The organism is Streptomyces sp. SA15, from assembly GCF_002291145.1.
Lineage (GTDB): Bacteria > Actinomycetota > Actinomycetes > Streptomycetales > Streptomycetaceae > Streptomyces.
This window is the reverse complement of the sequence record NZ_NTGE01000120.1, coordinates 33,547-58,870: the sequence shown is the minus strand read 5'-3', so window position 1 is coordinate 58,870 and position 25,324 is coordinate 33,547. Positions and strand designations below refer to the sequence as shown.

The following is a 25,324-nucleotide window of genomic DNA, read 5'->3' as shown; positions in this document are numbered from 1 at the left end:
CAAGGGGCGCCCTCTTCGCCGTAGAACCTCTTACTGCGCCCCGGGGCGCACCAGCCCGCTCTCGTACGCGTACACCGCCGCCTGCACGCGGTCGCGCAGCCCCAGCTTGGTCAGGACGTGCCCGACGTGCGTCTTGACGGTGGTCTCGCTGACGAAGAGATCGGCGGCGATCTCCGCGTTGGACAGGCCACGCGCCACCAGCTTCAGCACCTCCACCTCACGCTCGGTGAGCGTGTGCAGGGTGTCCGGCACCGGCTCGTCGCCGGACGGCAGATGAGTGGCGTACTTGTCGAGCAGCCGGCGCGTGATGCTCGGCGCGAGCATCGCCTCGCCCGCGGCCACCACCCGGATCGCCTGCACCAGTTCGTTGGCCGGGGCGTCCTTCAGCAGGAACCCGCTCGCGCCCGCCCTCAGCGCCTCCACCACATACTCGTCGAGGTCGAAGGTGGTCAGCACCAGCACCTTGGCCGGACCGTCCCGCCCGGGACCGGTGATCTGCCGGGTCGCCTCCACCCCGTCCATCCGCGGCATACGGATGTCCATCAGAACCACATCGGGCTGCAGCGCCCGCACCTGGTCGAGAGCCTGCAGGCCGTCGCCGGCCTCGCCGACGACCGCGAGGTCCTGCTCCGCCTCGAGGATCATCCGGAAGCCGGTACGCAGCAGCGGCTGGTCATCGACCAGTAGGACGCGGATGGCCACGTGAATCTCCTTCGCTAGTCCGGCCCCATTCTGCCCTGCGGCACACCACCGGACTCCGCCGCCCTCACCGGGAGCGGATAGGGCGGGGGAGTGCCGCCGAACTCCGGGCAGTGCTCCTGGTGGTCGCACCACCCGCACAGCTTGGTGGGGCGGGGCCGCCACTCGCCGGTCTCGGTCGCCAGCCGGATCGCGTCCCACAACGCGTGCAGCTTGCGCTCGACGCGCTCCAGGTCGGCGAGGACGGGGTCGTACGTCACGACGTCACCACTGCCCAGATAGACCAGCTGGAGCCGCCGCGGGATCACCTTCTTCAGCCGCCAGACGACCAGGGCGTAGAACTTCATCTGGAACAGGGCACCTTCGGCGTACTCCGGCCGGGGCGCCTTTCCCGTCTTGTAGTCGACGATCCGCACCTCGCCGGTGGGCGCCACGTCGACCCGGTCGATGATCCCGCGCAGCCTCAGCCCGGAGTCCAGCTCCGCCTCGATGAACAGCTCACGCTCCGCCGGCTCGAGCCGGGTCGGGTCCTCCAGCGTGAACCAGCGCTCCACGAGCCGCTCCGCCTCGCCGAGCCAGCGCGCCATCCGCTCGCCCTCCGGATCATCGGCGAACAACTCCACGACCTCCGGCCTGCTCTCGCGCAGCCGGTCCCACTGACCGGGGATGAGCGACTTGGCGCGGGGCGCCGTCCGCTCGGCGGCCGGGGCGTCGAAGAGCCGCTCCAGGACCGCGTGCACCAGCGTTCCCCGGGTCGCCGCCTCACTCGGCTTCTCCGGCAGCCGGTCGATCACCCGGAACCGGTACAGCAGCGGGCACTGCATGAAGTCACTGGCACGCGAGGGAGACAGCGAGGCCGGTGGTATGGCGACGGCGACGGTCTCGATCACGGCCGCCGCATCCCCTGCCGCCGTCGGCTCGGCCGCCGCCGGCGGATCCGCCGGTGCGGTACCGCCGCTGTGGGCCTCCGCGGGGCCCTCGGTGCTCGTCTCCATGACCACAGACCATACGGCCCGCCACTGACAGTGACGCAGCCGCGTCCGCGACCGCCGCGACAGCGGAGCAAACGCAGGGGGTGCCGGGGCGGAACGCATCGCGACGGCCGCATACCATCGACCCGAGACCCTTCCGCCCGGCAGGCGCGGAAGACGCTTCGAACGAGGGGACCGAGGGGACATCGTGGACGAGAGCGGCGGGAGCGGGCAGCCGCGGTCCGGCAACGACGAGTCGGCCGAGCACCACGAGGCAGCTGCGACGCCGGCCACCGGTCCCGCACGCCCCGACCCGACCCCGCAGGGCACCGACAACGCCGAGGCCGCCCCGGCCGACGAACAGACCATGGTGGTACGACGGTTCGACGCGCGGCACGATGACGCCGAGGGGCGCGGCGTCCGCGGGCAGGACGCGCCGCGCCACACTGAAGAGGGACAGGGCGCTGAGCCCGCCGTAGGCCCAGCCGCCGAGCCTCCGACCTCGCGGCAGCCCTCGGAGGCCACCCCGGGCCCGGCCGACACCGACCCGACGGAGGGGACCGAGCGCGACCGGCCGACGCCCCCTACACCCCCCGGCGACGTCCCTCCTCCCTCACCTCCCGCCGAAGCCGACCGCCCTCTCGCTCACTCCGGTCTCGCCAAGGGCCGCCCGCCCCAGCCCCCGGCGCCGCGGGGCGGGCTGCTGATGGGCCGGCCGTTCGGGGTGCCCGTGTACGTCGCGCCCAGCTGGTTCCTCGTCGCCGCCCTGATCACCTGGGTGTTCGGCGGCCAGCTCGACCGCGTACTGCCGGAACTCGGCGCCGCCCGCTACCTCGTCTCCCTCTTCTTCGCGGTCGCCTTCTACGCCTCCGTCCTCGTCCACGAACTGGCCCACACCGTCGCCGCCCTCCGCTTCAAGCTCCCGGTCCGCCGCATCCAGCTCCAGTTCTTCGGCGGAGTCTCCGAGATCGAGAAGGAGGCCGAGACGCCCGGACGGGAGTTCGTGCTGGCCTTCGTCGGGCCACTGCTCTCCCTCGTCCTCGCCGGCCTGTTCTACCTCGCCCTGCTGCCCATCGAGCCGGGCACCGTACCCGGCGTCCTGCTGGCGGGCCTGATGATCTCCAACCTCATCGTGGCCGCCTTCAACCTCCTGCCCGGCCTGCCCCTCGACGGCGGCCGCATGCTCCGCGCCGTCGTCTGGAAGATCACCGGCAAGCCCATGAACGGCACCATCGCCGCCGCCTGGGTCGGCCGCGCCCTCGCCGTCTCCGTCCTGATCGGCCTGCCCCTCCTCACCCAGTCCGGGGCGCTCGGCTCCAACGCCGAGGACAACGTCGGCATGGACACCGTCATGGACGCCCTGCTCGCCGCCATCCTCGCCGCGATCATCTGGACCGGCGCCGGCAACAGCCTGCGCATGGCCCGCCTGCGCGAACACCTCCCCGACCTGCGCGCCCGCACCCTCACCCGCCGCGCGGTCCCCGTCGAGACCGACACGCCCCTCTCCGAGGCCCTGCGCCGCGCCAACGCCGCCGGAGCCCGCGCCCTGGTCGTCGTCGACCCCGACGGCACCCCGATCTCCCTCGTCCGCGAGGCCGCCATTGTCGGCGTACCGGAACACCGCCGCCCCTGGGTCGCCGTCAGCGGCCTCGCCCAGGACCTCACCGACGGCATGCGCGTCTCGGCCGAGCTGGCCGGAGAGGACCTCCTGGACGCCCTGCGCGCCACCCCCGCCACGGAGTACCTGGTGGTCGAGGAGACCGGCGAGATCTACGGCGTCCTGTCCGCGGCCGACGTGGAGCGCGCCTTCGTGAAAGCGATGGCCAGGCCCTCGGCGTAGGCGTCCCGTGGTCGGCGGCCCCAGTAAACGCCGGTAGGCTGGTCACATGTCCGAACCGACCGGTGCCGCCCGCCGTCGCGGGCCCTTCAAGGTCGGGGACCAGGTACAGCTGACCGACCCCAAGGGCCGCCACTACACGTTCACGCTCGAAGCCGGGAAGAATTTCCACACCCACAAGGGTTCCTTCCCGCACGACGAACTGATCGGCGCTCCCGAGGGCAGCGTTGTCCGCACCACCGGGAACGTCGCCTACCTCGCGCTGCGCCCCCTGCTCCCCGACTACGTCCTGTCCATGCCCCGCGGGGCGGCCGTCGTCTACCCCAAGGACGCGGGGCAGATCCTCGCCTTCGCCGACATCTTCCCCGGCGCACGCGTCGTGGAGGCCGGCGTCGGCTCCGGCTCGCTCAGCAGCTTCCTGCTGCGCGCCATCGGCGACCAGGGCATGCTGCACAGCTACGAGCGCCGCGCGGACTTCGCCGAGATCGCGCAAGCCAACGTCGAGCGCTACTTCGGCGGCCCGCACCCCGCCTGGCAGCTCACCGTCGGCGACCTCCAGGACAACCTGTCCGACACGGACGTCGACCGCGTCATCCTCGACATGCTCGCCCCCTGGGAGTGCCTGGAGGCCGTCTCCAAGGCACTCGTCCCCGGCGGCATCCTCTGCTGCTACGTCGCCACCACCACCCAGCTCGCCAGGACCGTCGAGTCCATCCGCGAGATCGGCTGCTTCAACGAGCCGACCGCCTGGGAGACGATGATCCGCAACTGGCACATCGAAGGCCTGGCCGTCCGCCCGGACCACCGGATGATCGGCCACACCGGCTTCCTGCTCACCGCCCGCCGCCTCGCCGACGGCGTCGAGCCGCCCATGCGCCGCCGCCGTCCCGCCAAGGGCGCCTACGGCGAGGACTACGCCGGCCCCAACGCCGACGGAGGCACCGGCGGCCGCTAGGGCCTGTTGCGAAAGTCCCGTCGTCCGCCCGGAGGGCGGGCCCCGCGGCGTCCGGTGCGTGCTCTCGGCGTGCCGGGTGCAAGCCCTCGTACTGGATGTACTTGGGCTTGTGCCCGGTGCGGCGAGAGCGCGTGCCGGGCGTCGCGGGGCAGGCGGGACTTTCGCAACAGGCCCTAGGCCCAGCGCGGCTTGTGCCGCGTCAACCTACAAGCACTCTGGCCGAGTTCCCCGGACACCGGGGAACTCGGCCGCGCTCTTCTTCGTGCTGACGCCGCGCCAGAACCCGTCAACCCAAGGCGTCAACGCCGCGTCCGGAACACAGACCCCGCCGTTCCCTCGCACTGTGACGTGTGGCACCATGCTGAGCCACCCCCACCGGCACAGCCCTCACAGGAGACGCTCCGAGTGCAGCAACCCGCCGTCCCGGAACTGGCACACACCCACACCCGTCCGATCCACTGGGTCGCCACCGCGACGGCCGTCGCCGGAGTCGTGGCCCTGTCCTCGGTCCTGCAGCCCAACCCGGCCACGGCTGCCCAGGCGGCCGGCCCGGACCACAAGCCGGCCCCCGCCGTCACCGCACCCCCCGACCCCGCGGGCGTCGATTTCCCCCTCGAGTGCGGACCGGTCAAGGCGCTCGTGGTGAAGAAGGCCTCCGGAGACCTCGACGGCGACGGCAAGCCCGAAACGGTGGCCGTGGTGCACTGCGACGCCCCCATGGGCACCCCGCCCGACGCCGTGTACGTCATCACCCGGGCCGCGGACACCGGCGCCCCCCGCGTGGTCGCCACCCTGGTCGACCCCAAGGACCGCCGTACCGTCACCGACTTCGCCGTCCGGGACGGAGCCGTCCTCGCGACACTGCTCGGCTACTCCTCCTCCGCCGTGCCCAGTTGCTGCCCCGACACGAAGGACAGCGCGAAGTGGCAGTGGAAGAACGGCGCCTTCGTCCGCTCGACACCCCGCGGAGCGCACACCGTCTGAGCCGGCCGCACCGACCGCGGATGTGAGAAATCAGACAAAGGTAACGGGGAGCGCCTTCGCGGTCACTCGGCGTCCGCGTCCGGGCCGTACACCTCGACCTTGTCCGAAGCCCGACGCACATGGATGCACTCGCCCGGACACTCCTTCGCGGAGTCCACCACATCCGTGAGAAGCGGCAGTGGTACGGCCGTTGTGGCCCCCTTGCCCTGCAACAGCTCGTCGTCCGCGCCCTTCACATAGGCCAGACCGTCGATGTCCAGCTCGAACACCTCAGGCGCGTACTGGGCACAGATGCCGTCGCCGGTACAGAGGTCCTGATCGATCCAGACCTCCAGCGCCTCGCCGCCGACCCCGGCCTCCTGCTGCACGCTCATCTCTCCTGCCGTTTCCTGCGTCGGGTCCCCGACCGCGAAAGCAAGTCGGTCCTGCCCTGACGGGTGTTGAACACTTCGACCCTACCTCCGGCCGCTTTCAGCCACGTTCGGTGCGCATTCCCCGGCGGGTGAGACACGGCCGACCGCCCGCCCCATCCGGTCGGATCCGACCGGCCGCCGCCAGCAGCCGAGCCGCATCGCGGGTGACGCGCTCCGCCCGGCCGGACACCCAGCGTCACATGACATGGCCCCCCGGCGGCCCCGGACCCCCCGCCGCCCGGCCCGGAATCCACCGCCGACGCCACCCACACCGACCGACCCGCTGCCGCTTTCGCCCAGGCAGTCCCACCCCCGACCACCGCAACTCCGGTCAGCCGTGCAGGGATTTGACCACTCCGGCCTGGAACAGGCCGCTTCTGAATGTCGTTGAGTGGGTATCCACACCGCGTGAGGAAGAGCACGGGGTGTGGCCGACGACACACCTTGACAGTCATTGTGATCTAGGGGTTTCAATCGACACCCACCCAGGTAGGGTCTGGAAGCGTCCAGCTCCCCTTGGAGGAGGTGAGGACCGTGGCAGCCCACGACGACGACATGAACCGCGGCATCCGCCCGGGACGAGGGTCCGAAGACCCTGCCGGGCAGATTGCCTACCTTGAGCAGGAGATCGCCGTCCTGCGACGCAAGCTCGCCGACTCTCCGCGACACACGAGGATTCTCGAAGAGCGGATCGTCGAGCTGCAGACCAACCTGGCCGGCGTGTCCGCCCAGAACGAGCGACTCGCCAACACACTCCGCGAGGCCCGCGACCAGATCGTGGCCCTCAAGGAGGAGGTCGACCGGCTCGCGCAGCCGCCGGCCGGCTTCGGAGTCTTCCTCACGGCGAACGAGGACGGCACGGCCGACATCTTCACCGGAGGCCGCAAACTCCGGGTGAACGTCAGCCCCAGCGTCGAGCTCGACGAGCTCCGGCGCGGCCAGGAAGTAATGCTCAACGAAGCGCTCAACGTGGTCGAGGCCATGGAGTTCGAGCGCGTCGGTGACATCGTCACCCTCAAGGAGATCCTCGAGGACGGCGAGCGGGCCCTGGTGCTCGGGCACACCGACGAGGAGCGGGTGGTACGGCTCGCCGAGCCGCTGCTGGACGTCACCATCCGCCCCGGCGACGCCCTCCTGCTCGAACCCCGCTCCGGCTACGTCTACGAGGTCGTCCCCAAGAGCGAGGTCGAAGAGCTCGTCCTCGAAGAAGTACCGGACATCGGCTACGAGCAGATCGGCGGCCTGGGCAACCAGATCGAAATGATCCGCGACGCCGTCGAGCTCCCGTACCTCTACCCGGACCTGTTCAAGGAGCACGAACTGCGCCCACCCAAGGGCGTCCTCCTGTACGGACCCCCCGGATGCGGCAAGACGCTCATCGCCAAGGCCGTAGCCAACTCGCTGGCCAAAAAGGTCGCCGAGGTCACCGGCCAAGCCACCGGCAAGAGCTTCTTCCTCAACATCAAGGGCCCCGAGCTGCTGAACAAGTACGTCGGCGAGACCGAGCGGCAGATCCGCCTCGTCTTCCAGCGTGCCCGTGAGAAGGCCAGCGAGGGCACCCCCGTCATCGTCTTCTTCGACGAAATGGAGTCCCTGTTCCGCACCCGAGGCTCGGGCGTCAGCTCGGACGTGGAGAACACCATCGTCCCGCAGCTGCTCGCCGAGATCGACGGCGTGGAAGGCCTGCAGAACGTGGTCGTGATCGGCGCCTCCAACCGCGAGGACATGATCGACCCCGCCATCCTGCGGCCCGGCCGACTCGACGTGAAGATCAAGATCGAGCGGCCCGACGCCGAAGCGGCCAAGGACATCTTCCAGAAGTACCTCACCGAGCGCCTCCCGCTGCACTCCGAAGACGTCGGAGAGCACGGCGGCGACCGGGCCTCCACGGTCCAGAGCATGATCCAGACGGCCGTGGAACAGATGTACGCCGAATCCGAGGAGAACCGCTTCCTGGAGGTCACCTACGCCAACGGCGACAAGGAAGTCCTCTACTTCAAGGACTTCAACTCCGGCGCCATGATCGAGAACATCGTGGGCCGCGCCAAGAAAATGGCGATCAAGGACTTCCTCGAGCACAACCAGAAGGGACTCCGCGTCTCCCACCTCCTCCAGGCATGCGTGGACGAGTTCAAGGAGAATGAGGACCTGCCCAACACAACAAACCCGGACGACTGGGCCCGCATCTCCGGAAAGAAGGGCGAACGGATCGTCTACATCCGTACCCTCATCACCGGAAAGCAGGGCGCGGACACCGGACGCTCCATCGACACGGTGGCGAACACCGGTCAGTACCTGTAAAACGCAGGGCGGCTGCGGGTGCCCTCACCGGGCATCCGCAGCCGACTGTTTTACAGGCCACGGCTGGAGCAACCCAATGACGCAAATGATCTCCCCACCAGCGCAAAGGCGTTCTAGGCTCTTCCATACCGCCGAGTCGCGCAGTGCGGGGACGGGCACCGCACACGCATCGGAGCGCCAGCGGTACTTGAGCGGCGCCCCCGACCGAGGGCGCCGCCGGGCAAGGAGGGCCGCATGACCGTACGGCGAGTAATGGGCATCGAGACGGAGTACGGGATCTCCGTCCCCGGCCACCCCAACGCCAATGCCATGCTCACCTCATCCCAGATCGTCAACGCCTACGCAGCGGCGATGCACCGGGCCCGCCGGGCCCGCTGGGACTTTGAGGAGGAGAACCCGCTGCGGGACGCGCGAGGCTTCGACCTCGCCCGCGAGGCCGCCGACGCCAGCCAGCTCACCGACGAGGACATCGGCCTCGCCAACGTGATCCTCACCAACGGTGCACGGCTCTACGTCGACCACGCACACCCCGAATACAGCGCCCCCGAGGTCACCAACCCACGCGACGCCGTCCTCTGGGACAAGGCCGGCGAACGGATCATGGCAGAGGCGGCGGAGCGGGCCGCACAGCTCCCCGGTGCCCAGCCGATCCACCTCTACAAGAACAACACCGACAACAAGGGCGCGTCCTACGGCACGCACGAGAACTACCTGATGAAGCGGGAAACCCCCTTCTCGGACATCGTGCGCCACCTCACGCCGTTCTTCGTCTCCCGCCAGGTCTTCGCCGGAGCGGGCCGCGTCGGCATCGGCCAGGACGGGCACGAGCACGGCTTCCAGCTCAGCCAGCGCGCCGACTACTTCGAGGTCGAGGTCGGCCTCGAGACCACCCTCAAGCGCCCGATCATCAACACCCGCGACGAGCCGCACGCCGACGCCGAGAAGTACCGCCGCCTGCACGTGATCATCGGCGACGCGAACCTCTCGGAGATCTCGACCTACCTCAAGCTGGGCACGACCGCCCTGGTCCTGTCCATGATCGAGGACGGCTTCATCGCCGTCGACCTCGCCGTCGACCAGCCCGTCCGCACCCTCCACCAGGTCTCCCACGACCCGACACTCAAGCGCCAGGTCACGCTCCGCAGCGGCCGGACACTCACCGCGGTCCAGTTGCAGATGGAGTACTTCGAGCTGTCCCGCAAGTACGTCGAGGAGCGGTACGGCGCGGACGCCGACGACCAGACCAAGGACATCCTGGCGCGGTGGGAGGACACCCTCAACCGCCTCGAGCGGGACCCGATGAGCCTGGCCGGCGAGCTGGACTGGGTCGCCAAGCGGGAGCTCATGGAGGGCTACCGGCGCCGCGACAGCCTCGACTGGGACGCGGCCAGGCTCCACCTGGTCGACCTCCAGTACGCCGACGTACGCCCCGAGAAGGGCCTCTACAACCGTCTCGCGGCCCGTGGCCGGATGAAGCGCCTGCTGGACGACCAAGAGGTCGAGCGGGCCCGTACGAAGCCACCAGAGGACACACGCGCGTACTTCCGCGGACGCTGCCTGGAGCAGTACGCCGACGATGTCGCCGCGGCCTCCTGGGACTCGGTGATCTTCGACCTGCCGGGCCGGGATTCCCTGCAGCGCGTTCCAACCCTGGAACCGCTTCGCGGAACGCGTAATCACGTCAAGGAGCTCCTGGACCGCTGCCGCACGGCGGAAGACCTGGTCAGGGTGCTGTCGGGCGGCTGAGCGGGTACTCGGGGCCGACTCGGTCCCACAGGGTGGAATCTTCGGCGTCCGGGAATCATCGAGGTGGTCCCCGGACGTTGAGGGAACTGCGGGGCCGATGTCGGACCCTGCTTGTAGGGTCTGATCAAGAACGTCGAACCGAGCGGGGTGAGGGTTATGGCGACCAAGGACACCGGCGGCGGACAGCAGAAGGCGACGCGCAACACCGAAGAGGTCGAGGAGGCGCCCGAGGCGCAGGTATCCGAGGACCTCAAGGAGCGGCAGGAGAAGCTGAGCGACGACGTGGACTCGGTGCTGGACGAGATTGACGATGTCCTCGAGGAGAACGCAGAGGATTTCGTGCGCTCCTTCGTTCAGAAGGGTGGCCAGTAGGCCGCTTTCTCCTTCGATTCGAAGGTCGATGGGGGAGTCGGGTTTGCACGACAGTGAAGGCCTGAAGCGCTGCTCGCGGTGCAAGGATCACAAGCCGCGGGCAGCCTTCGCTGGCAATAGGTCAGCCCGTGATGGCTTGCAGGCCTACTGCCGGGAGTGCTGGACGGCGTACCACCAGGCCCGGCAATTGGCAAAAGGGAAGAACATCCGGCCGCGGGTGGAGACGCCCGAGGGGCACAAGTTCTGCCGGAGCTGTGCTGAGATCAAGCCGCACAGTGAATGGCATCGGAACTCGAAGGCCTCCGACGGCTTCGCAACCAGCTGCAAAGCCTGCCGTGCATCGAAAGCCCGAGCGGACCATCTGCGGCGCCAGTACGGCATCACCGAAGCAGAGCGTGACGAGATGATCGCCTCTCAGATGGGGCTGTGTGCGATCTGCCTGAAGGCTCCCGCCGCTCATGTGGATCACTGTCACAAGACGGGTAGGGTCCGTGGCGTACTGTGCTTCAACTGCAATTCCGGCCTCGGCCTGTTGAGGGACGATCCCGAAGCTGCGTACCGAGCTGCCGACTACCTGGAAGGAAACGCGTGGAAGCCAACACTCGTAGCACCGGGCGTCTACCAGCTGCCTTCCTGACGCCTGGGTCGTCGTCCTTCATGGACTTCCTGTCCGATCACCAGCCGGAGATGCTGCCCGGCAACCGGCAGCTGCCCCCCACGCAGGGAGTGATCGAGGCGCCGCACGGGACGACGATCGTGGCCGTCACGTTCCCGGGCGGGGTGGTGCTCGCCGGTGACCGGCGCGCCACCATGGGTAACGTCATTGCTCAGCGTGACATTGAGAAGGTGTTCCCGGCCGACGAGTACTCGGCCGTCGGTATCGCCGGCACCGCCGGTCTGGCTGTCGAGATGGTCAAGCTGTTCCAGCTGGAGCTGGAGCACTTCGAGAAGGTCGAGGGGGCGCAGCTCTCCCTGGAGGGCAAGGCGAACCGGCTGTCGACCATGATCCGTTCCAACCTGGGCATGGCCATGCAGGGCTTGGCCGTGGTTCCGCTCTTCGCCGGGTACGACGTGGACCGGGAGAAGGGGCGGATTTTCTCCTACGACGTCACGGGTGGCCGTTCGGAGGAGCAGCACTTCGCGGCCACGGGCTCCGGCTCGATCTTCGCGCGCGGTGCCATGAAGAAGCTCTTCCGTGACGACCTGTCCGAGGCCGATGCCACGATGCTGGTGGTGCAGGCTCTGTATGACGCGGCAGACGACGACTCGGCGACCGGTGGTCCCGATGTCGCGCGCCGGATCTACCCGATCGTCACCGTGATCACCGAGGACGGCTTCCGTCGGCTCACCGAGGACGAGTCCTCCGAGATCGCCCGCTCGATCCTGGAGCGTCGTCTGGAGCGGCCCGACGGTCCGCGGGCCGCGCTGCTGTAGTCGGTGGCCCGGTCTTTTCAAGGTGATCCTGTGACTTCGATAGAAAGGGACGGATAACCGGTGTCGACGCCGTTCTATGTCTCACCCCAGCAGGCCATGGCCGACCGGGCGGAGTACGCCCGCAAGGGCATCGCCCGTGGTCGCAGCCTGGTCGTGCTGCAGTATGCCGACGGCATCGTCTTCGTCGGCGAGAACCCGTCCCGTGCGCTGCACAAGTTCAGCGAGATCTATGACCGGATCGGTTTCGCGGCCGCCGGCAAGTACAACGAGTACGAGAATCTGCGGATCGGTGGTGTGCGGTATGCCGATCTTCGTGGTTACACCTATGACCGTGACGACGTGACCGCCCGCGGTCTCGCCAATGTCTACGCCCAGACGCTGGGCACGATCTTCTCCAGCCAGGCCGAGAAGCCGTACGAGGTGGAGTTGGTCGTCGCCGAGGTCGGGGAGACGCCCGAGGGCGACCAGATCTACCGGCTGCCGCACGACGGTTCGATCGTGGATGAGCACGGCTCGGTCGCGGTCGGCGGCAATGCCGAGCAGATCAGCAGCTACCTCGACCAGCGCCACCACGACGGCATGAGCCTGGCCGAGGCGCTCAAGCTGGCTGTCCAGGCCTTGTCGCGTGACACGAACGGCAGTGAGCGGGAGATTCCCGCGGAGCGGCTGGAGGTGGCGGTGCTGGATCGTACGCGTCCGCAGTCGCGCAAGTTCAAGCGCATCGTCGGCCGGCAGCTCGCTCGGCTGCTGGAAAGCGGTGGTGCGAGCACCGAGGCGGAGAGCTCCGAGGAGGAGTAGTTCCGTCTTGTCTGAGTAGTTCCTTCTTGTCTCACCCTTTGTGTGCCCCGGCCGGTCGCTCGGCCGGGGCACAGGTGGTTCAGGAGGCGCTGGGCGGGGCCGTGGAGGCTCGTACGACGAGTTCGACGGGAATGTCCCCGGGCTCGGGCCGGCGGCCTTCCAGGACGGCCAGGAGGGCGTGCATGCCGCGTTCGCCGAAGAGCTCGGCGTCGAGTCGTACGGTGGTCAGCTCGGGGTCGATGGCGGTGGCGAGGGCGAGGTCGTCGAGGCCGGTGACGGAGATGTCGTCGGGGATGTGCAGGCCGAGGCGGCGGATGGCCTTGTAGGCGCCGGCCGCGAGTTTGTCGTCGTCGCAGACCACGGCGGTGGGGCGGGGGCCGGGGGCCGAGAGTGCGGTCTCGGCGGCGGTCAGGGCGCCCTCGATGGAGAGGGGTGCGTGGGCTGTGCGGATCGAGGTGCCGGGGACGGCGCCGACCCGGGTGGCCAGTTCGCGGGCGCGTACTTCGAAGGTCCAGGACGGTACGTCGGCCGCGAGGTGCAGGAAGCGGCGGTGGCCGAGGTCGAGCAGGTGTTCGGCGACCTGCCGTACTCCGTCGGTGATGTCCAGGTTGACGGTCGCTGCGCCGAGGCTTCCGGAGGGGTCGCTGTCCAGCATGACCAAGGGCAGCTGGTCGCCGTGGATGGCGGTGAGGGCGTCGGCGGCCATGGAGGAGGCGATGACGCCGTCCAGGGCGGCCTGGGCGGAGGCGAAGGGGTCGCGGGCGGGTCCGATGCCTTCGGGGGAGGGGTAGAGGACGACGCCGAAGCCGTGGTCGGCGGCGACGCGGGCGGCGCCGGTGTAGACGCCCGCGAAGAACTCGGTCGTCAGGGCGGGGACGACGAGGAGGACTGTGCGGGTGCGGCCGAGGCGGAGGTTGCGGGCGGCAAGGTTGGGGCGGTAGCCGAGTTCGCGGGCGGCTTCGCGTACGCGTTCCGCGGTGGCCTGTGACACCCGTCCGCGCCATTTGTCGCCGAGCACCAGGGAGACCGCGGCCTGGGAGACGCCGGCGGCCTGGGCGACGTCGCGGCTCGTGGGGCGGGTGCTGGCTCGGGCCACCGGGTGCCTGCGCTTTCGTCTGGACGGGTGAACAGCGCTCATGGTACGTATGACGGGGACGTTATACGTAAAACCTCATGGGCCACGGCGACGGAGAGGGCGGGACATGGCCGCGGGATATCTGGAGATCCTCAGGGCGAGGCACGCCGCCCGGCTGCTCGTCGGCACGCTCATAGGGCGGCTGCCGAACGCCACCGCCGCGATCGCGATCGTGCTGTTCGTGCGCGCGGAGGGTGGCTCGTACAGCCTGGCCGGGGCACTCGCGGCCGTCTACGGTGTCGCCAACGCCGTGGGGCAGCCGGTGCTCGGGCGGCTGGTGGATCTCCACGGGCAGCCGCGTGTCCAGCTGCCGGCGGTGGTGCTGTCGGCCCTGGCGATGGCCGCCTTCGCCTTCACGGGCGTGGAGCCGCTGCCGTTCGCCTACGCCGCCGTGGCGGGCGCCGGGCTCTTCACACCGCCCCTCGAGGGCGGTCTGCGGGCCCTGTGGCCCTCTGTCCTCCGTAAGGAGGACCAGGTGCACACGGCGTATGCCATGGACGCCATAGCGCAGGAAGTGATGTTCGCCGTCGGGCCCTTGCTGGTGACGCTGTGCGTGTCGCTGTGGTCGGCGCAGGCGGCGCTGCTGGTGCTGAACGTGATCGGGGTGCTGGGCGCGCTCTCCGTGGTCGTGTCGCCGCCTTCGCGCGCGTGGCGGTCGGCGCCGCGCGAGGCGCACTGGCTCGGCGCGCTCAGGTCGCCCGGACTCCTCGCGCTCCTCGGCGCGTTCTTGTTCGTCGGCATCGCGCTCGGCTCCATCACCGTGGCGTCCGTGCCGTACGCGGACGACCACGGCGGCGACGTGGTGTACGGCTGGCTGATGGCGGCGCTGGGGCTGGGCGCGCTCGTCGGCGGCACGTTCTACGGGGCCCGGCGGTGGACCGGCGAGCCCGCGCGGCGACTGCAGGTCCTGGTGGCTTTTCTGGCGGTGTGTTACTTGCCGCTGATGCTGATGCCGGGCGCCGTCGCCATGACGTTGCTGACGGTCCTCGCGGGTGTCTTCCTCGCGCCCGCCATCGCCTGCGCCTTCGTCCTGGTCGACCGGCACGCGCCGAGGGGGACGGTCACCGAGGCGTTCTCCTGGCTTGTGACGACGTTCACGGTGGGCCACTCGGTCGGAACGGGGCTGGCGGGACCGGTCGTCGATGCCGGTGGCGCCCTGTGGGGCTTCGCCGTGCCGGGCGCGGCGGGGGGCGTGTCGTTGCTGGTTCTGCTGGCCACGGGGCGGGTCCTCGCAGCTTCCGGTGGGGGAGCGGTGGTTGCGTCTTCATCGGAAAATGATCCAAACCGTGCCGTCGAACCTCGTTTCAGCTCGGGGGATCGGGCGTAATGTTCACTCATGGACCGCCGCATTTTCGGGCTGGAGAACGAGTACGGCGTCACGTGCACGTTCAGGGGACAGCGCCGCCTGTCTCCTGACGAGGTGGCGCGGTACCTCTTCCGCCGTGTCGTGTCATGGGGCCGTAGCAGCAATGTCTTTCTGCGAAACGGCGCCCGCCTCTATCTCGACGTGGGCTCACATCCGGAATACGCGACACCCGAATGTGACAACGTGACCGAACTGGTCACCCACGACAAAGCAGGCGAGCGCATTCTCGAAGGACTCCTGGTGGACGCCGAACGACGCCTGCACGAGGAAGGAATCGCGGGCGACGTCTACCTCTTCAAGAACAACACCGACTCGGCGGGCAACTCGTACGGTTGCCACGAGAACTATCTCGTGGCGCGGCACGGCGAGTTCTCCCGGCTCGCGGACATCCTCATTCCGTTCCTCGTCACGCGTCAGCTGCTGTGCGGCGCGGGCAAGGTCCTGCAGACCCCGCGCGGCGCCGTCTACTGCGTCAGCCAGCGCGCCGAGCACATCTGGGAGGGCGTCTCCTCGGCGACGACCCGTTCCCGGCCGATCATCAACACGCGCGACGAGCCGCACGCGGACGCCGAGCGCTACCGCCGCCTGCACGTCATCGTGGGCGACTCGAACATGTCCGAGACGACCATGCTGCTCAAGGTCGGCGCCACCGACCTGGTGCTGCGCATGATCGAGGCGGGCACGGTGATGCGGGACCTGACCCTGGAGAACCCGATCCGGGCGATCCGCGAGGTCAGCCACGACATCACCGGCCGCCGCAAGGTGCGCCTGGCCAGCGGCCGGGAGGCCTCGGCCCTGGAGGTGCAGCGCGAGTACTACGAGAAGGCCGTGGACTTCTGCGAGCGCCGTGGCATCCGCACCGGCACCGTGGAGCAGGTCCTGGAGCTGTGGGGCCGCACCCTGGACGCGATCGAGGCCGAGGACCTCGACCGGATCGGCACCGAGATCGACTGGGTGATGAAGTACAAGCTCATCGAGCGGTACCGGGCCAAGCACAACATGACCATGTCCCACCCGCGGGTGGCGCAGATAGACCTCGCCTACCACGACATCCACCGCCGTCGCGGCCTGTACTACCTGCTGGAGAAGAAGGGCCAAGCGGCCCGGATCTGCAACGACTTGAAGATCTTCGAAGGCAAGTCGGTGCCGCCGCAGACCACTCGGGCGCGGCTGCGCGGCGACTTCATCCGGCGGGCGCAGGAACAGCGCCGTGACTTCACGGTCGACTGGGTCCACCTCAAGCTCAACGACCAGGCTCAGCGCACGGTGTTGTGCAAGGACCCGTTCCGTTCCGTGGACGACCGGGTGGAGAAGCTGATCGCCGGAATGTGAGCAAACGCGTTTCCGCAAGAACCACTGGAACGCAACACGGGCGCCGTACGTTTCACGTACGGCGCCCTTCTCACGCCGTAGAGTTGCGCGCACTCCATCAACAAGATCGACTGATTACGAGGCCCCCACAGTGCGCCGACGCTCCCTTCTCATTGCCGTACCCGCAGGACTGACGACGCTCGCCGCATGCGGCGACGACGGGTCCGACTCGAGTAAGGCGAGCGACAGCGCGTCGCCCTCACCCTCGGCGCCGGCCCCGACGGCGGCGCCGCCACCGAAGATCGTCGACGGCCCGCTGCCGGCGATCAGCGCGGGCACGAAGTTCGGCGAGAAGCCGACGGTGGCCAAGGGGAGCGGCAACCCGTCGAAGCAGCTGGCGGTGAAGACGCTCGTCGCGGGCAGCGGCAAGACCGTCGCGGAGAACGACTACATCCAGGCGCACTACCTCGGCCAGATCTGGGACACGGCGAAGGTCTTCGACAACTCCTACGACCGCAAGACGCCGCTGCTCATCCAGCTCTCCACGGGCAGCATCATCGACGGCTGGCGGTACGCGCTGGCGGGCAAGAAGACCGGCAGCCGGGTCGAGTTCGCCGTGCCGCCCACCTGGGGTTATGGCACGCAGGGCAATCCGCAGGGCGGCATCAAGGGCACCGACACGCTGGTCTTCGTCGTCGACGTGCAGGACACGTTCAACGCGACGAGCTCGGCCAAGGGGACAGACGTCGCCCAGGACAACATCGACGTGCCGAAGGTCGGCACCAACACCGACGGCAAGGCGCCCTCCATCGAGATCCCCAAGTCGGACGCGCCGACGAAGCTGGTGGCGAACTACGTCATCGAGGGCGACGGCGACGAGGTCGCCGCGGACAGCACCGTGCTCGTGCAGTACAAGGGCGTGCTGTGGGACACCGGCAAGGAGTTCGACTCGACGTACGGCCGCAAGGCGCTGACGTCGTTCTCGCTCCAGCAGGTCGTCAAGGGCTGGGCGCAGGGGCTGACCGGCAAGAAGGTCGGCAGCCGCGTGCTGATCGTCGTCCCGCCGAACCTGGGGTACGGCGACAGCCCGCCGGAGGGCAGCGGTATCAAGAAGGACTCCACGCTGGTCTTCTCGGTGGACATCCTGGCGAAGATGTGACGCCCCCGGGCGCGGGCGCGCGGTGATCACGCCGGGATGCAAGACTGGTCCCTGTTGCCTTTCCGCGGACAAGCAGGAGCGTAAGACGTGAGCATCGACAAGCCCGAGATCGACTTCCCGGGCGGCGAGCCCCCGGCGGACCTCGAGATCAAGGACATCTGGGAGGGCGACGGCGCCGTGGCGCAGGCGGGTCAGACCGTCACCGTCCACTACGTGGGCGTCGCCTTCAGCACCGGCGAGGAGTTCGACGCCAGCTGGAACCGCGGTACCCCGTTCCGCTTCCCGCTGGGCGGCGGCCGGGTCATCAAGGGCTGGGACCAGGGCGTGCAGGGCATGAAGGTCGGCGGCCGCCGCCAGCTGACCATCCCGGCCCACCTCGCCTACGGCAACCAGAGCCCGACCCCGGCGATCAAGCCCGGCGAGACCCTGATCTTCGTGGTCGACCTCCTCGGGGTCTGATCGCCGTACGACCGGTCTTGACCACCTGGGGCCCATGCCTGTCCTGGCATGGGCCCTCGGCTTTTGCCACGCCACTTCGGGGCGGTACGGTCAACGTCGTCAAGCACATAGGGAGGCGAAGGGCGTCGATGGCCATTGCCAAGGCCGAGCGGCTGATGAACCTGGCGCTGTGTCTGCTCGGGACGCGGCGGCCGCTCAGCAAGCGCGAGCTGCGTGAGTCCATCGAGGCCTACCTCGAAGCGGGTAGTGACGACTCCTTCAACCGGATGTTCGAGCGGGACAAGGACGATCTTCGCGAGCTCGGACTCGTGATCGAGACCGTCGAGAACCTGGACGGCGAGGTCGGCTACCTGGCCCGCCGCGACAGCAACCGCCTCCCGCCCATCACCCTCGACGCCGAGGAGGCCGCCGCCCTGGGCCTGGCCGCCAAGGTGTGGCAGCAGGCGCGGCTCGCTGGCGCGGCCAGCGGCGCCCTGCAGAAGCTGCGCGCGGCCGGGCTGCCCGAGGACGTCGACCCCTATGAGGCGCATGGCGCCCTGGAGCCGCGCATCCCGGTGCACGAGGCCGCGTTCGAGCCGCTGATGCTGGCCTGCCGCGACCGCCGCCCGGTGGTCTTCGACTATCGCAAGGCCACCGCCGCCCGCCCCGAGCCCCGGCACGTCGAGCCGTGGGCCCTGGAGTGCTGGCGCGGTCACTGGTACCTCGCGTGCTTCGACCGCGACCGGGGTGCCGAGCGGGTGTTCCGGCTGTCCCGGATCACCGGCAAGGTGCGCACGCGCGGAACCCGGTACACCGCTCCGGTCCCGGATGTCGTCACCGTGCGGGAGACCGTCGCGAGCTGGGCGGGCGAGACCGCCGACCGCTCCGCGCTGATCCGGCTGCGGACGGGCGCGGGGTACCCCCTACGGGCGAAGGCCACCTTCGTGCGGGAACTGGGCGACGGCTGGGACGAGTTGGAGATTCCGTACGGCCATGGCCTGGACGCCTGGCTGGTGGAGTTCGGGCCGGACGTGGTGGTCCTGGAGCCCGCCGAGCTGCGGGCCGACGTGGTGGACCGGCTGCGTGCCGTGGCCAAGGGCTGAGGGGGCGTAAGAAAGTGGTGGGAAAACCGGCCAGGCCGACCAACGCCATCGACCAGACCCGGCGGATGCTCTCCCTGATGACCTATCTGAAGGAGCGCCCCGGCGCCCGGGTCGAGGATGTGGCCCGCGCCTTCGGGATCACCGAGGAGGAACTGGTCTCCGACCTCGATGTGCTGCCCATGTGCGGCACCAGCTTCCGCGGCGGCGATCTGCTCGACATCGACACCGACGGCGAGCGCATCTGGTGGCACAACCCCGACGATGTCGCGGAGCCGCTGCGGCTCGCCGCCGACGAGGCCACCGCGCTGCTGGTGGCCGCCCGCGCGGTGTCGACCCTGCCCGGCCTGCGCGAGAGCGACCGGCAGGCGTTGCTGCGGGCCACCGCCAAGGTGGAGGCCGCGGCCGGCGAACAGGCGGGGGCCAGCTCCCGGCTGTCGGTGACCTTCGAGTCCGAGGGCGGCGTCTTCGCGGACGTCGACCGGGCGATCGCCGAGCGGCGCCGCCTGTGGATCCGCTACTACTCGCCCGCCCGCGACGAGGTCACCGAACGGGAGATCGACCCGATCCGTCTGGTCAGCGTCGGCCACACCTACGTCGAGGCCTGGTGCCGCCGCTCCGAGGCGCGCCGCACCTTCCGGCTCGACCGGGTCGCCGAGATCAAGATCCTCGACGAACCGTCCGCGCCGCCCGAGATCGAGCTCAGGGATCTGTCGGAGGGGCTGGTGCAGCCCGCCGCCGAGGATCCGGAGGTCGTGGTCGAGGTCGGTCCCGGCGGGCGCTGGGTGGCCGAGTACTACCCGCACGACAGCGCGGATGAGCTTCCGGACGGCGGGCTGCGCATCACTCTGCGCACCCCGGATCCGGCGTCGCTCAGGCGGCTGGCGCTGCGACTCGGCCGCGACGGCCGGATCGTCTCGCCGCGCGACCTCGCCGACAGCGCCCGTCAGGCGGCTCGCGAGGCGCTGGCGGCGTACGACGGGGTCGAGGCAGCGGGCGTGCCCGAAGTGCGCGCGGGGCAGGACGGGCAGTCCGACCGGCCGTACGACAGACGCGAGTGAGCAGCAGGGGCGCGTCGACACCGGCTGTCGCGCCCCGGAGGCGAACGACCAGAAACAGAGGAGCAGGGGCTTTGAGCGAGTCGTCGACGTCTGGTGTGCGGGGAATGACGGTGGCCGCCGCGTTCGCCGGGATGAAGAGCGTGGCTCCCGTGGTGTTCCGGGCGGGCTGCCCGGACTGCCGGGGGCGCTTCGAACTCGCCGCGAGCGCCCTGCGCCTCGCCATCGGCGCCACGAGCCGTACCACCTTCTACTCCTTCACCTGCCCCGAGTGCGGTGCGGCCGTCCGCAAGCCCGCCGGCCAGCGGATCGTCGAACTGCTCACCGGGGGCGGGGTCAGCACCCTGCGGCTGCACTCGACCCTCTAGACGGCCTCTGGCACGACTTCTGGCACGACCTCTGGCACTGACTGATGTGCCGGACGGTCTAGGCTCGGCGTCATGTTCTGGCCGATGTTCGCGGTAGTTGTGGGTTTCCTGGGTCTTGCTGTTCTCGGTGTGCTCGCCGTACGGGTCTTCCTGGAGGCGCAGCGTCTGGGCAGGCAGGTCACGGACTCCGCGCAGCGCATCAACCGCGCCGCCGAGGACCTGGAGCGCGCGTCCATGAGCGCCGCGCGGGCTGCGGACTCGCTGTGAGAACTGCCGTACAGGACCTGTGAGTCCCGCATGTGATGCGCTTTGGGCCACTTCGCCCTGTCACCTTGACGGCCCCGCCAGGTACGCTGCTGGTCGCGGCCCGGAGAACGAGGCCCGGACCGCGGACCGGGAGTACGCACAGGGATTGCCACACGTTTACCCCTGAGCGTTACGATCGCTGCCAGCACGGTCGATCGGACACATGTCCGATCGGTCGGACAGCACCCCACCCCAGCCGCCTCGGTGAGAAGGTAAAGACTTATGTTCGGAAGGCTCGGCGCCCCCGAGATCATTCTCATCCTCGTCGTCATCATCCTGCTGTTCGGCGCGAAGAAGCTTCCGGACATGGCGCGTTCGCTCGGCAAGTCCGCGCGCATCCTCAAGAGCGAGGCCAAGGCGATGAAGACCGAGGGCCAGGACAACGCGTCCGCTCCCGCGGCCCCGCCGCACGACGACCAGCAGACCCCGGCCCAGCGCACGATCCAGGCAGCCCCCGGCGACGTGACGAGCTCGCGCCCGGTCACCGAGCCGACGGACACCACCAAGCGCTGACGCAGGGCCGGTGATCTCCGGCCCGCCGCACGAGATGGGAACGTGGGTTGCTGAAGTCTGCCCGCAAAGAGGAGAAGGATCCCGAGGGGCGGATGCCCCTCGCGGAGCATCTTCGTGAGCTTCGCAACCGGCTCGCGAAGGCATTGCTGGCCATCGTTGCCGTCACGGTCGTCGCCGCCTTCTTCTACAACGACATCATCAACTTGATCACCAAGCCGATCCTCGACTCGGTCGGCTGTGACATGACCTTCGCGGAACTGGCGAAGTCGAAGTCCACCGAGCCGTGTGCCCAGATCACCATCAACGGTCTGCTCACGCCGTTCACGCTGGCGCTGAAGGTGTCGTTGATGGTCGGCGTCGTCCTGGCGTCGCCGGTGTGGCTCTACCAGCTGTGGGCCTTCGTTGCGCCCGGACTCCACCGGCACGAGAAGAAGTACGCCTACGCGTTCGTCGGCACGGGTGCCCCGCTCTTCATCGGCGGCGCGTACTTCGCCTACTCGGTGCTGCCCACCACGGCGAAGGTGCTGCTCGACTTCACGCCGGGCAACACCTCCAACCTCCTGCCGCTGGACGACCTGCTCGACCTCGTCACGCGCATGGTGCTCGTCTTCGGCCTCTCCTTCGAGCTGCCCCTGCTGCTGGTCTTCCTCAACCTCACCGGGGCGATCACCGGCAAGCGGATGCTCGGCTGGTGGCGCGGCATGATCATGGGCATCACGGTGTTCGCGGCGGTCGCGACCCCGAGCACGGACCCGCTGACCATGCTGGCGCTGGCCGGACCGATCTGGATCCTGTACTTCGGCGCGGTCGCCTTCTCACTGATCAACGACCGGCGCAGGCGCCGCCGCGAGGCGCTGGGCCCCGACGACGACGAGGCCTCCGAGCTGGACCTCACGCCCGAGGACATCGGCGAGGTCGAAACCGTCAGCGCCAGCCGTGCCCTGCCCGAGCAGGCGACCACGGAACGGGTCAACGGCTATGACGACGTGACCTGAGGGGATCCCCTCTTCACAGCCCCCGCGGCCGGGGCGCCCACGCGGCGCACCCGGCCGCGCGTCGTATACGAGGGGCGGCCGGGCGAAGAGCGGTGAACTGCGCGGATCCCTGGTTCGCGGAGTGCCGATCCGGATAATGATCGTCCTGTTGTCAGTGGGGCCCGGTACGCTCGAAAGCACGATGACAGAGGATCTCTCACCGGCCGAGCGGTACGCGGCAGCACGCAGGCGCGCTGTCGAGCAGGCCACCGCGCTCGCCTCCTTCCGCGAGATGTACGACTTCGGCCTCGACCCCTTCCAGATCGAGGCCTGCGAGGCACTCGAGGCGGGCAAGGGCGTCCTGGTGGCCGCTCCCACCGGCTCCGGCAAGACGATCGTCGGCGAGTTCGCCGTCCACCTCGCCCTCCAGCAGGGCAAGAAGTGCTTCTACACGACACCCATCAAGGCGCTGTCGAACCAGAAGTACGCCGACCTGTGCCGCAGGTACGGCACGGCGAAGGTGGGCCTGCTCACCGGCGACAACAGCGTCAACCCCGACGCCCCGGTGGTCGTGATGACCACCGAGGTGCTGCGGAACATGCTCTACGCGGGCTCCCAGACCCTCCTCGGCCTCGGACACGTGGTCATGGACGAGGTGCACTACCTCTCCGACCGCTTCCGTGGAGCCGTCTGGGAAGAGGTGATCATCCACCTCCCCGAGTCCGTCACCCTCGTCTCGCTCTCGGCCACCGTGTCGAACGCCGAGGAGTTCGGCGACTGGCTCGACACCGTCCGCGGCGACACCGAGGTGATCGTCTCCGAGCACCGGCCCGTGCCACTGTTCCAGCACGTGCTCGCCGGCCGTCGGATGTACGACCTGTTCGAGGAGGGCGAGGGCCACAAGAAGGCCGTCAACCCCGACCTCTCGCGGCTGGCCCGGATGGAGGCGACCCGGCCGTCGTTCCAGGACCGCAGGCGCGGCCGCGCGATGCGCGAGGCGGACCGCGAGCGGGAACGACGGCAGCGCTCACGCGTGTGGACGCCCGGCCGGCCCGAAGTCATCGAGCGGCTCGACGCCGAGGGCCTGCTGCCCGCCATCACGTTCATCTTCAGCCGCGCCGCCTGCGAGGCCGCCGTACAGCAGTGCCTGTACGCGGGGCTCAGACTCAACGACGAAGAAGCGCGGGACCGGGTGCGCGCCCTCGTCGAGGAGCGCACGGCGTCCATACCGCCCGAGGACCTGCACGTCCTCGGTTACTACGAGTGGCTGGAAGGCCTGGAGCGCGGTATCGCCGCCCACCACGCGGGCATGCTGCCGACGTTCAAGGAGGTCGTCGAGGAGCTGTTCGTACGCGGCCTGGTCAAGGCCGTGTTCGCGACCGAGACCCTCGCGCTGGGCATCAACATGCCCGCCCGGTCGGTGGTGTTGGAGAAGCTGGTCAAGTGGAACGGCGAGCAGCACGCTGACATCACCCCCGGCGAGTACACGCAGCTGACGGGGCGTGCGGGCCGGCGCGGGATCGACATCGAGGGCCACGCGGTCGTGCTGTGGCAGCGCGGGATGAGCCCCGAGCACCTCGCGGGACTGGCCGGGACGCGCACCTATCCGCTGCGGTCCAGCTTCAAGCCGTCGTACAACATGGCGGTCAACCTCGTCGAGCAGTTCGGGCGGCACCGCTCGCGTGAGCTGCTGGAGACGTCGTTCGCGCAGTTCCAGGCCGACAAGTCGGTCGTCGGGATCTCGCGGCAGGTGCAGCGCAACGAGGAGGGCCTCGAGGGCTACAAGACCTCCATGACCTGCCACCTCGGCGACTTCGAGGAGTACGCACGGCTGCGGCGGGAGCTCAAGGACCGGGAGACCGAGCTGGCCCGGCAGGGGGCGGCGCAGCGGCGGGCCGAGGCGGCCGTTGCGCTGGAGAAGCTCAAGCCGGGGGACGTCATCCATGTCCCGACCGGCAAGTACGCGGGTCTGGCGCTGGTGCTGGATCCGGGCCTGCCTGCCGGGCGGTCCAACGGGCACCGCGGGTTCGAGGCCCACGACGGGCCGCGTCCGCTGGTGCTCACGGCGGAGCGGCAGGTCAAGCGGCTCGCGTCGATGGACTTCCCGGTGCCCGTCGAGCCGCTCGAGCGGATGCGGATCCCGAAGTCCTTCAATCCGCGGTCGCCGCAGTCCCGTCGGGACCTCGCGTCCGCCCTGCGGACCAAGGCCGGGCACATTCCGCCGGAGCGGGCGCGCAAGAAGCGGTCCCAGGCCGCCGACGACCGGGAGATCGCCCGGCTGCGCACGGCGATCCGGGCGCATCCGTGCCACGGCTGCGACGACCGTGAGGATCACGCCCGTTGGGCCGAGCGCTACCACCGGCTGCTGCGGGACACCTCGCAGCTGGAGCGGCGCATCGAGGGGCGTACCAACACCATCGCCCGTACGTTCGACCGGATCGTGGCGCTGCTGACCGAGCTGGACTATCTGCGCGGCGACGAGGTGACCGAGCACGGCAAGCGGCTCGCGCGGCTGTACGGCGAGCTGGACCTGCTGGCGAGTGAGTGTCTGCGCGCGGGCGTGTGGGAGGGGCTCGGTCCTGCCGAACTCGCCGGGTGCGTCTCCGCGTTGGTGTACGAGGCGCGGCTGAGCGACGATGCGATGGCGCCGAAGTTGCCTTCGGGCAAGGCGAAGGCCGCGCTGGGGGAGATGGTGCGGATCTGGGGGCGGCTGGATGCGCTGGAGGAGGAGTTCCGGATCAGTCAGACCGAGGGGGTCGGGCAGCGGGAGCCTGATCTCGGGTTTGCCTGGGCCGCGTACATGTGGGCTTCCGGGAAGGGGCTCGACGAGGTGCTGCGCGAGGCGGAGATGCCGGCGGGGGACTTTGTGCGGTGGTGCAAGCAGGTGATCGATGTGCTGGGGCAGATTTCGGCGGCGGCGCCCGTGTCCTCCGGGGGTTCGACGGTTGCGAAGAATGCGCGTAAGGCGGTTGATCAGCTGTTGCGGGGGGTTGTGGCCTACTCGTCTGTGGGGTGACGGTACGGGGGGCGGGTGCGAGTTGTCTGTGGCTGGTCGCGCCCACGCGGCGGAGCCGCATATCGACTCA

Annotated in this window: 24 protein-coding genes; 20 read left to right on the top strand and 4 right to left on the bottom strand. The window is 69.4% G+C overall.

Annotated features, from left to right (window positions below; genetic code table 11):
• Positions 1–30: 30 nt before the first annotated feature.
• Together CLM62_RS28065 and CLM62_RS28060 are read right to left on the bottom strand one after the other, a co-directional pair.
• Entirely contained in the window at positions 31–702 is a 672-nt protein-coding gene (locus tag CLM62_RS28065) for a response regulator transcription factor (RefSeq protein ID WP_058926326.1), read from the bottom strand.
• Positions 703–716: 14 nt separating this feature from the next.
• Positions 717–1,694, bottom strand: coding sequence for a RecB family exonuclease (locus CLM62_RS28060; RefSeq protein WP_095752694.1), 978 nt, complete (start codon positions 1,692–1,694; stop codon positions 717–719).
• 184 nt (positions 1,695–1,878) lie between these two features.
• Between CLM62_RS28060 and CLM62_RS28055 the strand changes: the two genes are divergently transcribed.
• The 3 genes from CLM62_RS28055 (at position 1,879) to CLM62_RS28040 (ending at position 5,446) form a co-directional block, all read left to right on the top strand.
• Entirely contained in the window at positions 1,879–3,510 is a 1,632-nt protein-coding gene (locus CLM62_RS28055) for a site-2 protease family protein (protein ID WP_095752693.1), read from the top strand.
• A gap of 46 nt (positions 3,511–3,556) precedes the next feature.
• Complete coding sequence (locus tag CLM62_RS28050; protein WP_095752692.1) at positions 3,557–4,462, top strand: tRNA (adenine-N1)-methyltransferase; 906 nt, start codon at positions 3,557–3,559, stop codon at positions 4,460–4,462.
• A gap of 405 nt (positions 4,463–4,867) precedes the next feature.
• Entirely contained in the window at positions 4,868–5,446 is a 579-nt protein-coding gene (locus tag CLM62_RS28040) for a hypothetical protein (RefSeq protein ID WP_095752691.1), read from the top strand.
• Between the two features lie 62 nt (positions 5,447–5,508).
• Here CLM62_RS28040 and CLM62_RS28035 read toward each other — a convergent pair whose 3' ends face one another.
• Complete coding sequence (locus tag CLM62_RS28035; protein ID WP_095752690.1) at positions 5,509–5,820, bottom strand: ferredoxin; 312 nt, start codon at positions 5,818–5,820, stop codon at positions 5,509–5,511.
• Positions 5,821–6,393: 573 nt separating this feature from the next.
• Between CLM62_RS28035 and arc the strand changes: the two genes are divergently transcribed.
• From arc to prcA, 6 genes are all read left to right on the top strand, one after another.
• Positions 6,394–8,160 carry a proteasome ATPase gene (gene arc, locus CLM62_RS28025; RefSeq protein ID WP_095752689.1) on the top strand — a complete coding sequence of 589 codons (1,767 nt, stop codon included), beginning with the start codon at positions 6,394–6,396 and terminating at the stop codon, positions 8,158–8,160.
• A gap of 234 nt (positions 8,161–8,394) precedes the next feature.
• Entirely contained in the window at positions 8,395–9,906 is a 1,512-nt protein-coding gene (dop, locus tag CLM62_RS28020; RefSeq protein WP_303709744.1) for a depupylase/deamidase Dop, read from the top strand.
• A gap of 156 nt (positions 9,907–10,062) precedes the next feature.
• Positions 10,063–10,278 (top strand): ubiquitin-like protein Pup, encoded by a 216-nt coding sequence (locus CLM62_RS28015; protein WP_095752687.1) that lies wholly within the window; start codon positions 10,063–10,065, stop codon positions 10,276–10,278.
• A 28-nt stretch (positions 10,279–10,306) separates the two neighbouring features.
• Entirely contained in the window at positions 10,307–10,915 is a 609-nt protein-coding gene (locus tag CLM62_RS28010; RefSeq protein WP_095752686.1) for an endonuclease VII domain-containing protein, read from the top strand.
• Positions 10,867–11,712 (top strand): proteasome subunit beta, encoded by an 846-nt coding sequence (prcB, locus tag CLM62_RS28005; protein WP_095752685.1) that lies wholly within the window; start codon positions 10,867–10,869, stop codon positions 11,710–11,712. Before CLM62_RS28010 ends, prcB begins: the two co-directional genes overlap by 49 nt.
• A 60-nt stretch (positions 11,713–11,772) precedes the next feature.
• Positions 11,773–12,510 carry a proteasome subunit alpha gene (gene prcA, locus CLM62_RS28000; RefSeq protein ID WP_095752684.1) on the top strand — a complete coding sequence of 246 codons (738 nt, stop codon included), beginning with the start codon at positions 11,773–11,775 and terminating at the stop codon, positions 12,508–12,510.
• Between the two features lie 79 nt (positions 12,511–12,589).
• Here prcA and CLM62_RS27995 read toward each other — a convergent pair whose 3' ends face one another.
• Positions 12,590–13,606 (bottom strand): LacI family DNA-binding transcriptional regulator, encoded by a 1,017-nt coding sequence (locus CLM62_RS27995; RefSeq protein ID WP_095752683.1) that lies wholly within the window; start codon positions 13,604–13,606, stop codon positions 12,590–12,592.
• 106 nt (positions 13,607–13,712) lie between these two features.
• On the opposite strand from CLM62_RS27995, the gene CLM62_RS27990 reads away from it, so the two are divergent.
• The 11 genes from CLM62_RS27990 (at position 13,713) to CLM62_RS27940 (ending at position 25,254) form a co-directional block, all read left to right on the top strand.
• Positions 13,713–14,972 (top strand): MFS transporter, encoded by a 1,260-nt coding sequence (locus CLM62_RS27990; protein WP_095752682.1) that lies wholly within the window; start codon positions 13,713–13,715, stop codon positions 14,970–14,972.
• Between the two features lie 9 nt (positions 14,973–14,981).
• Positions 14,982–16,343: a Pup--protein ligase gene (pafA, locus tag CLM62_RS27985; protein WP_028801611.1), complete on the top strand. Its 1,362-nt coding sequence runs from the start codon at positions 14,982–14,984 to the stop codon at positions 16,341–16,343.
• 130 nt (positions 16,344–16,473) lie between these two features.
• Entirely contained in the window at positions 16,474–17,481 is a 1,008-nt protein-coding gene (locus CLM62_RS27980) for an FKBP-type peptidyl-prolyl cis-trans isomerase (RefSeq protein ID WP_095752681.1), read from the top strand.
• 87 nt (positions 17,482–17,568) lie between these two features.
• Entirely contained in the window at positions 17,569–17,940 is a 372-nt protein-coding gene (locus tag CLM62_RS27975) for an FKBP-type peptidyl-prolyl cis-trans isomerase (RefSeq protein WP_030053355.1), read from the top strand.
• 128 nt (positions 17,941–18,068) lie between these two features.
• Positions 18,069–19,022, top strand: coding sequence for a YafY family protein (locus CLM62_RS27970; protein WP_095752680.1), 954 nt, complete (start codon positions 18,069–18,071; stop codon positions 19,020–19,022).
• A gap of 14 nt (positions 19,023–19,036) precedes the next feature.
• On the top strand, positions 19,037–20,080 hold the full coding sequence (locus tag CLM62_RS27965; protein ID WP_095752679.1) for a YafY family protein: 1,044 nt from the start codon (positions 19,037–19,039) through the stop codon (positions 20,078–20,080).
• Between the two features lie 71 nt (positions 20,081–20,151).
• Positions 20,152–20,445, top strand: a complete 294-nt coding sequence (locus CLM62_RS27960) for a hypothetical protein (protein WP_095752678.1) — start codon at positions 20,152–20,154, stop codon at positions 20,443–20,445.
• A 72-nt stretch (positions 20,446–20,517) separates the two neighbouring features.
• Positions 20,518–20,712: a hypothetical protein gene (locus tag CLM62_RS27955; protein WP_095752677.1), complete on the top strand. Its 195-nt coding sequence runs from the start codon at positions 20,518–20,520 to the stop codon at positions 20,710–20,712.
• 261 nt (positions 20,713–20,973) lie between these two features.
• Positions 20,974–21,264, top strand: a complete 291-nt coding sequence (tatA, locus tag CLM62_RS27950; protein WP_095752676.1) for a Sec-independent protein translocase subunit TatA — start codon at positions 20,974–20,976, stop codon at positions 21,262–21,264.
• Positions 21,265–21,311: 47 nt separating this feature from the next.
• The gene (gene tatC / locus CLM62_RS27945; RefSeq protein ID WP_179382254.1) at positions 21,312–22,259 is read left to right on the top strand and encodes a twin-arginine translocase subunit TatC; all 948 of its coding nucleotides are present in this window, start codon (positions 21,312–21,314) and stop codon (positions 22,257–22,259) included.
• A gap of 136 nt (positions 22,260–22,395) precedes the next feature.
• Complete coding sequence (locus tag CLM62_RS27940) at positions 22,396–25,254, top strand: RNA helicase (protein WP_095752674.1); 2,859 nt, start codon at positions 22,396–22,398, stop codon at positions 25,252–25,254.
• Positions 25,255–25,324 lie beyond the last annotated feature (70 nt).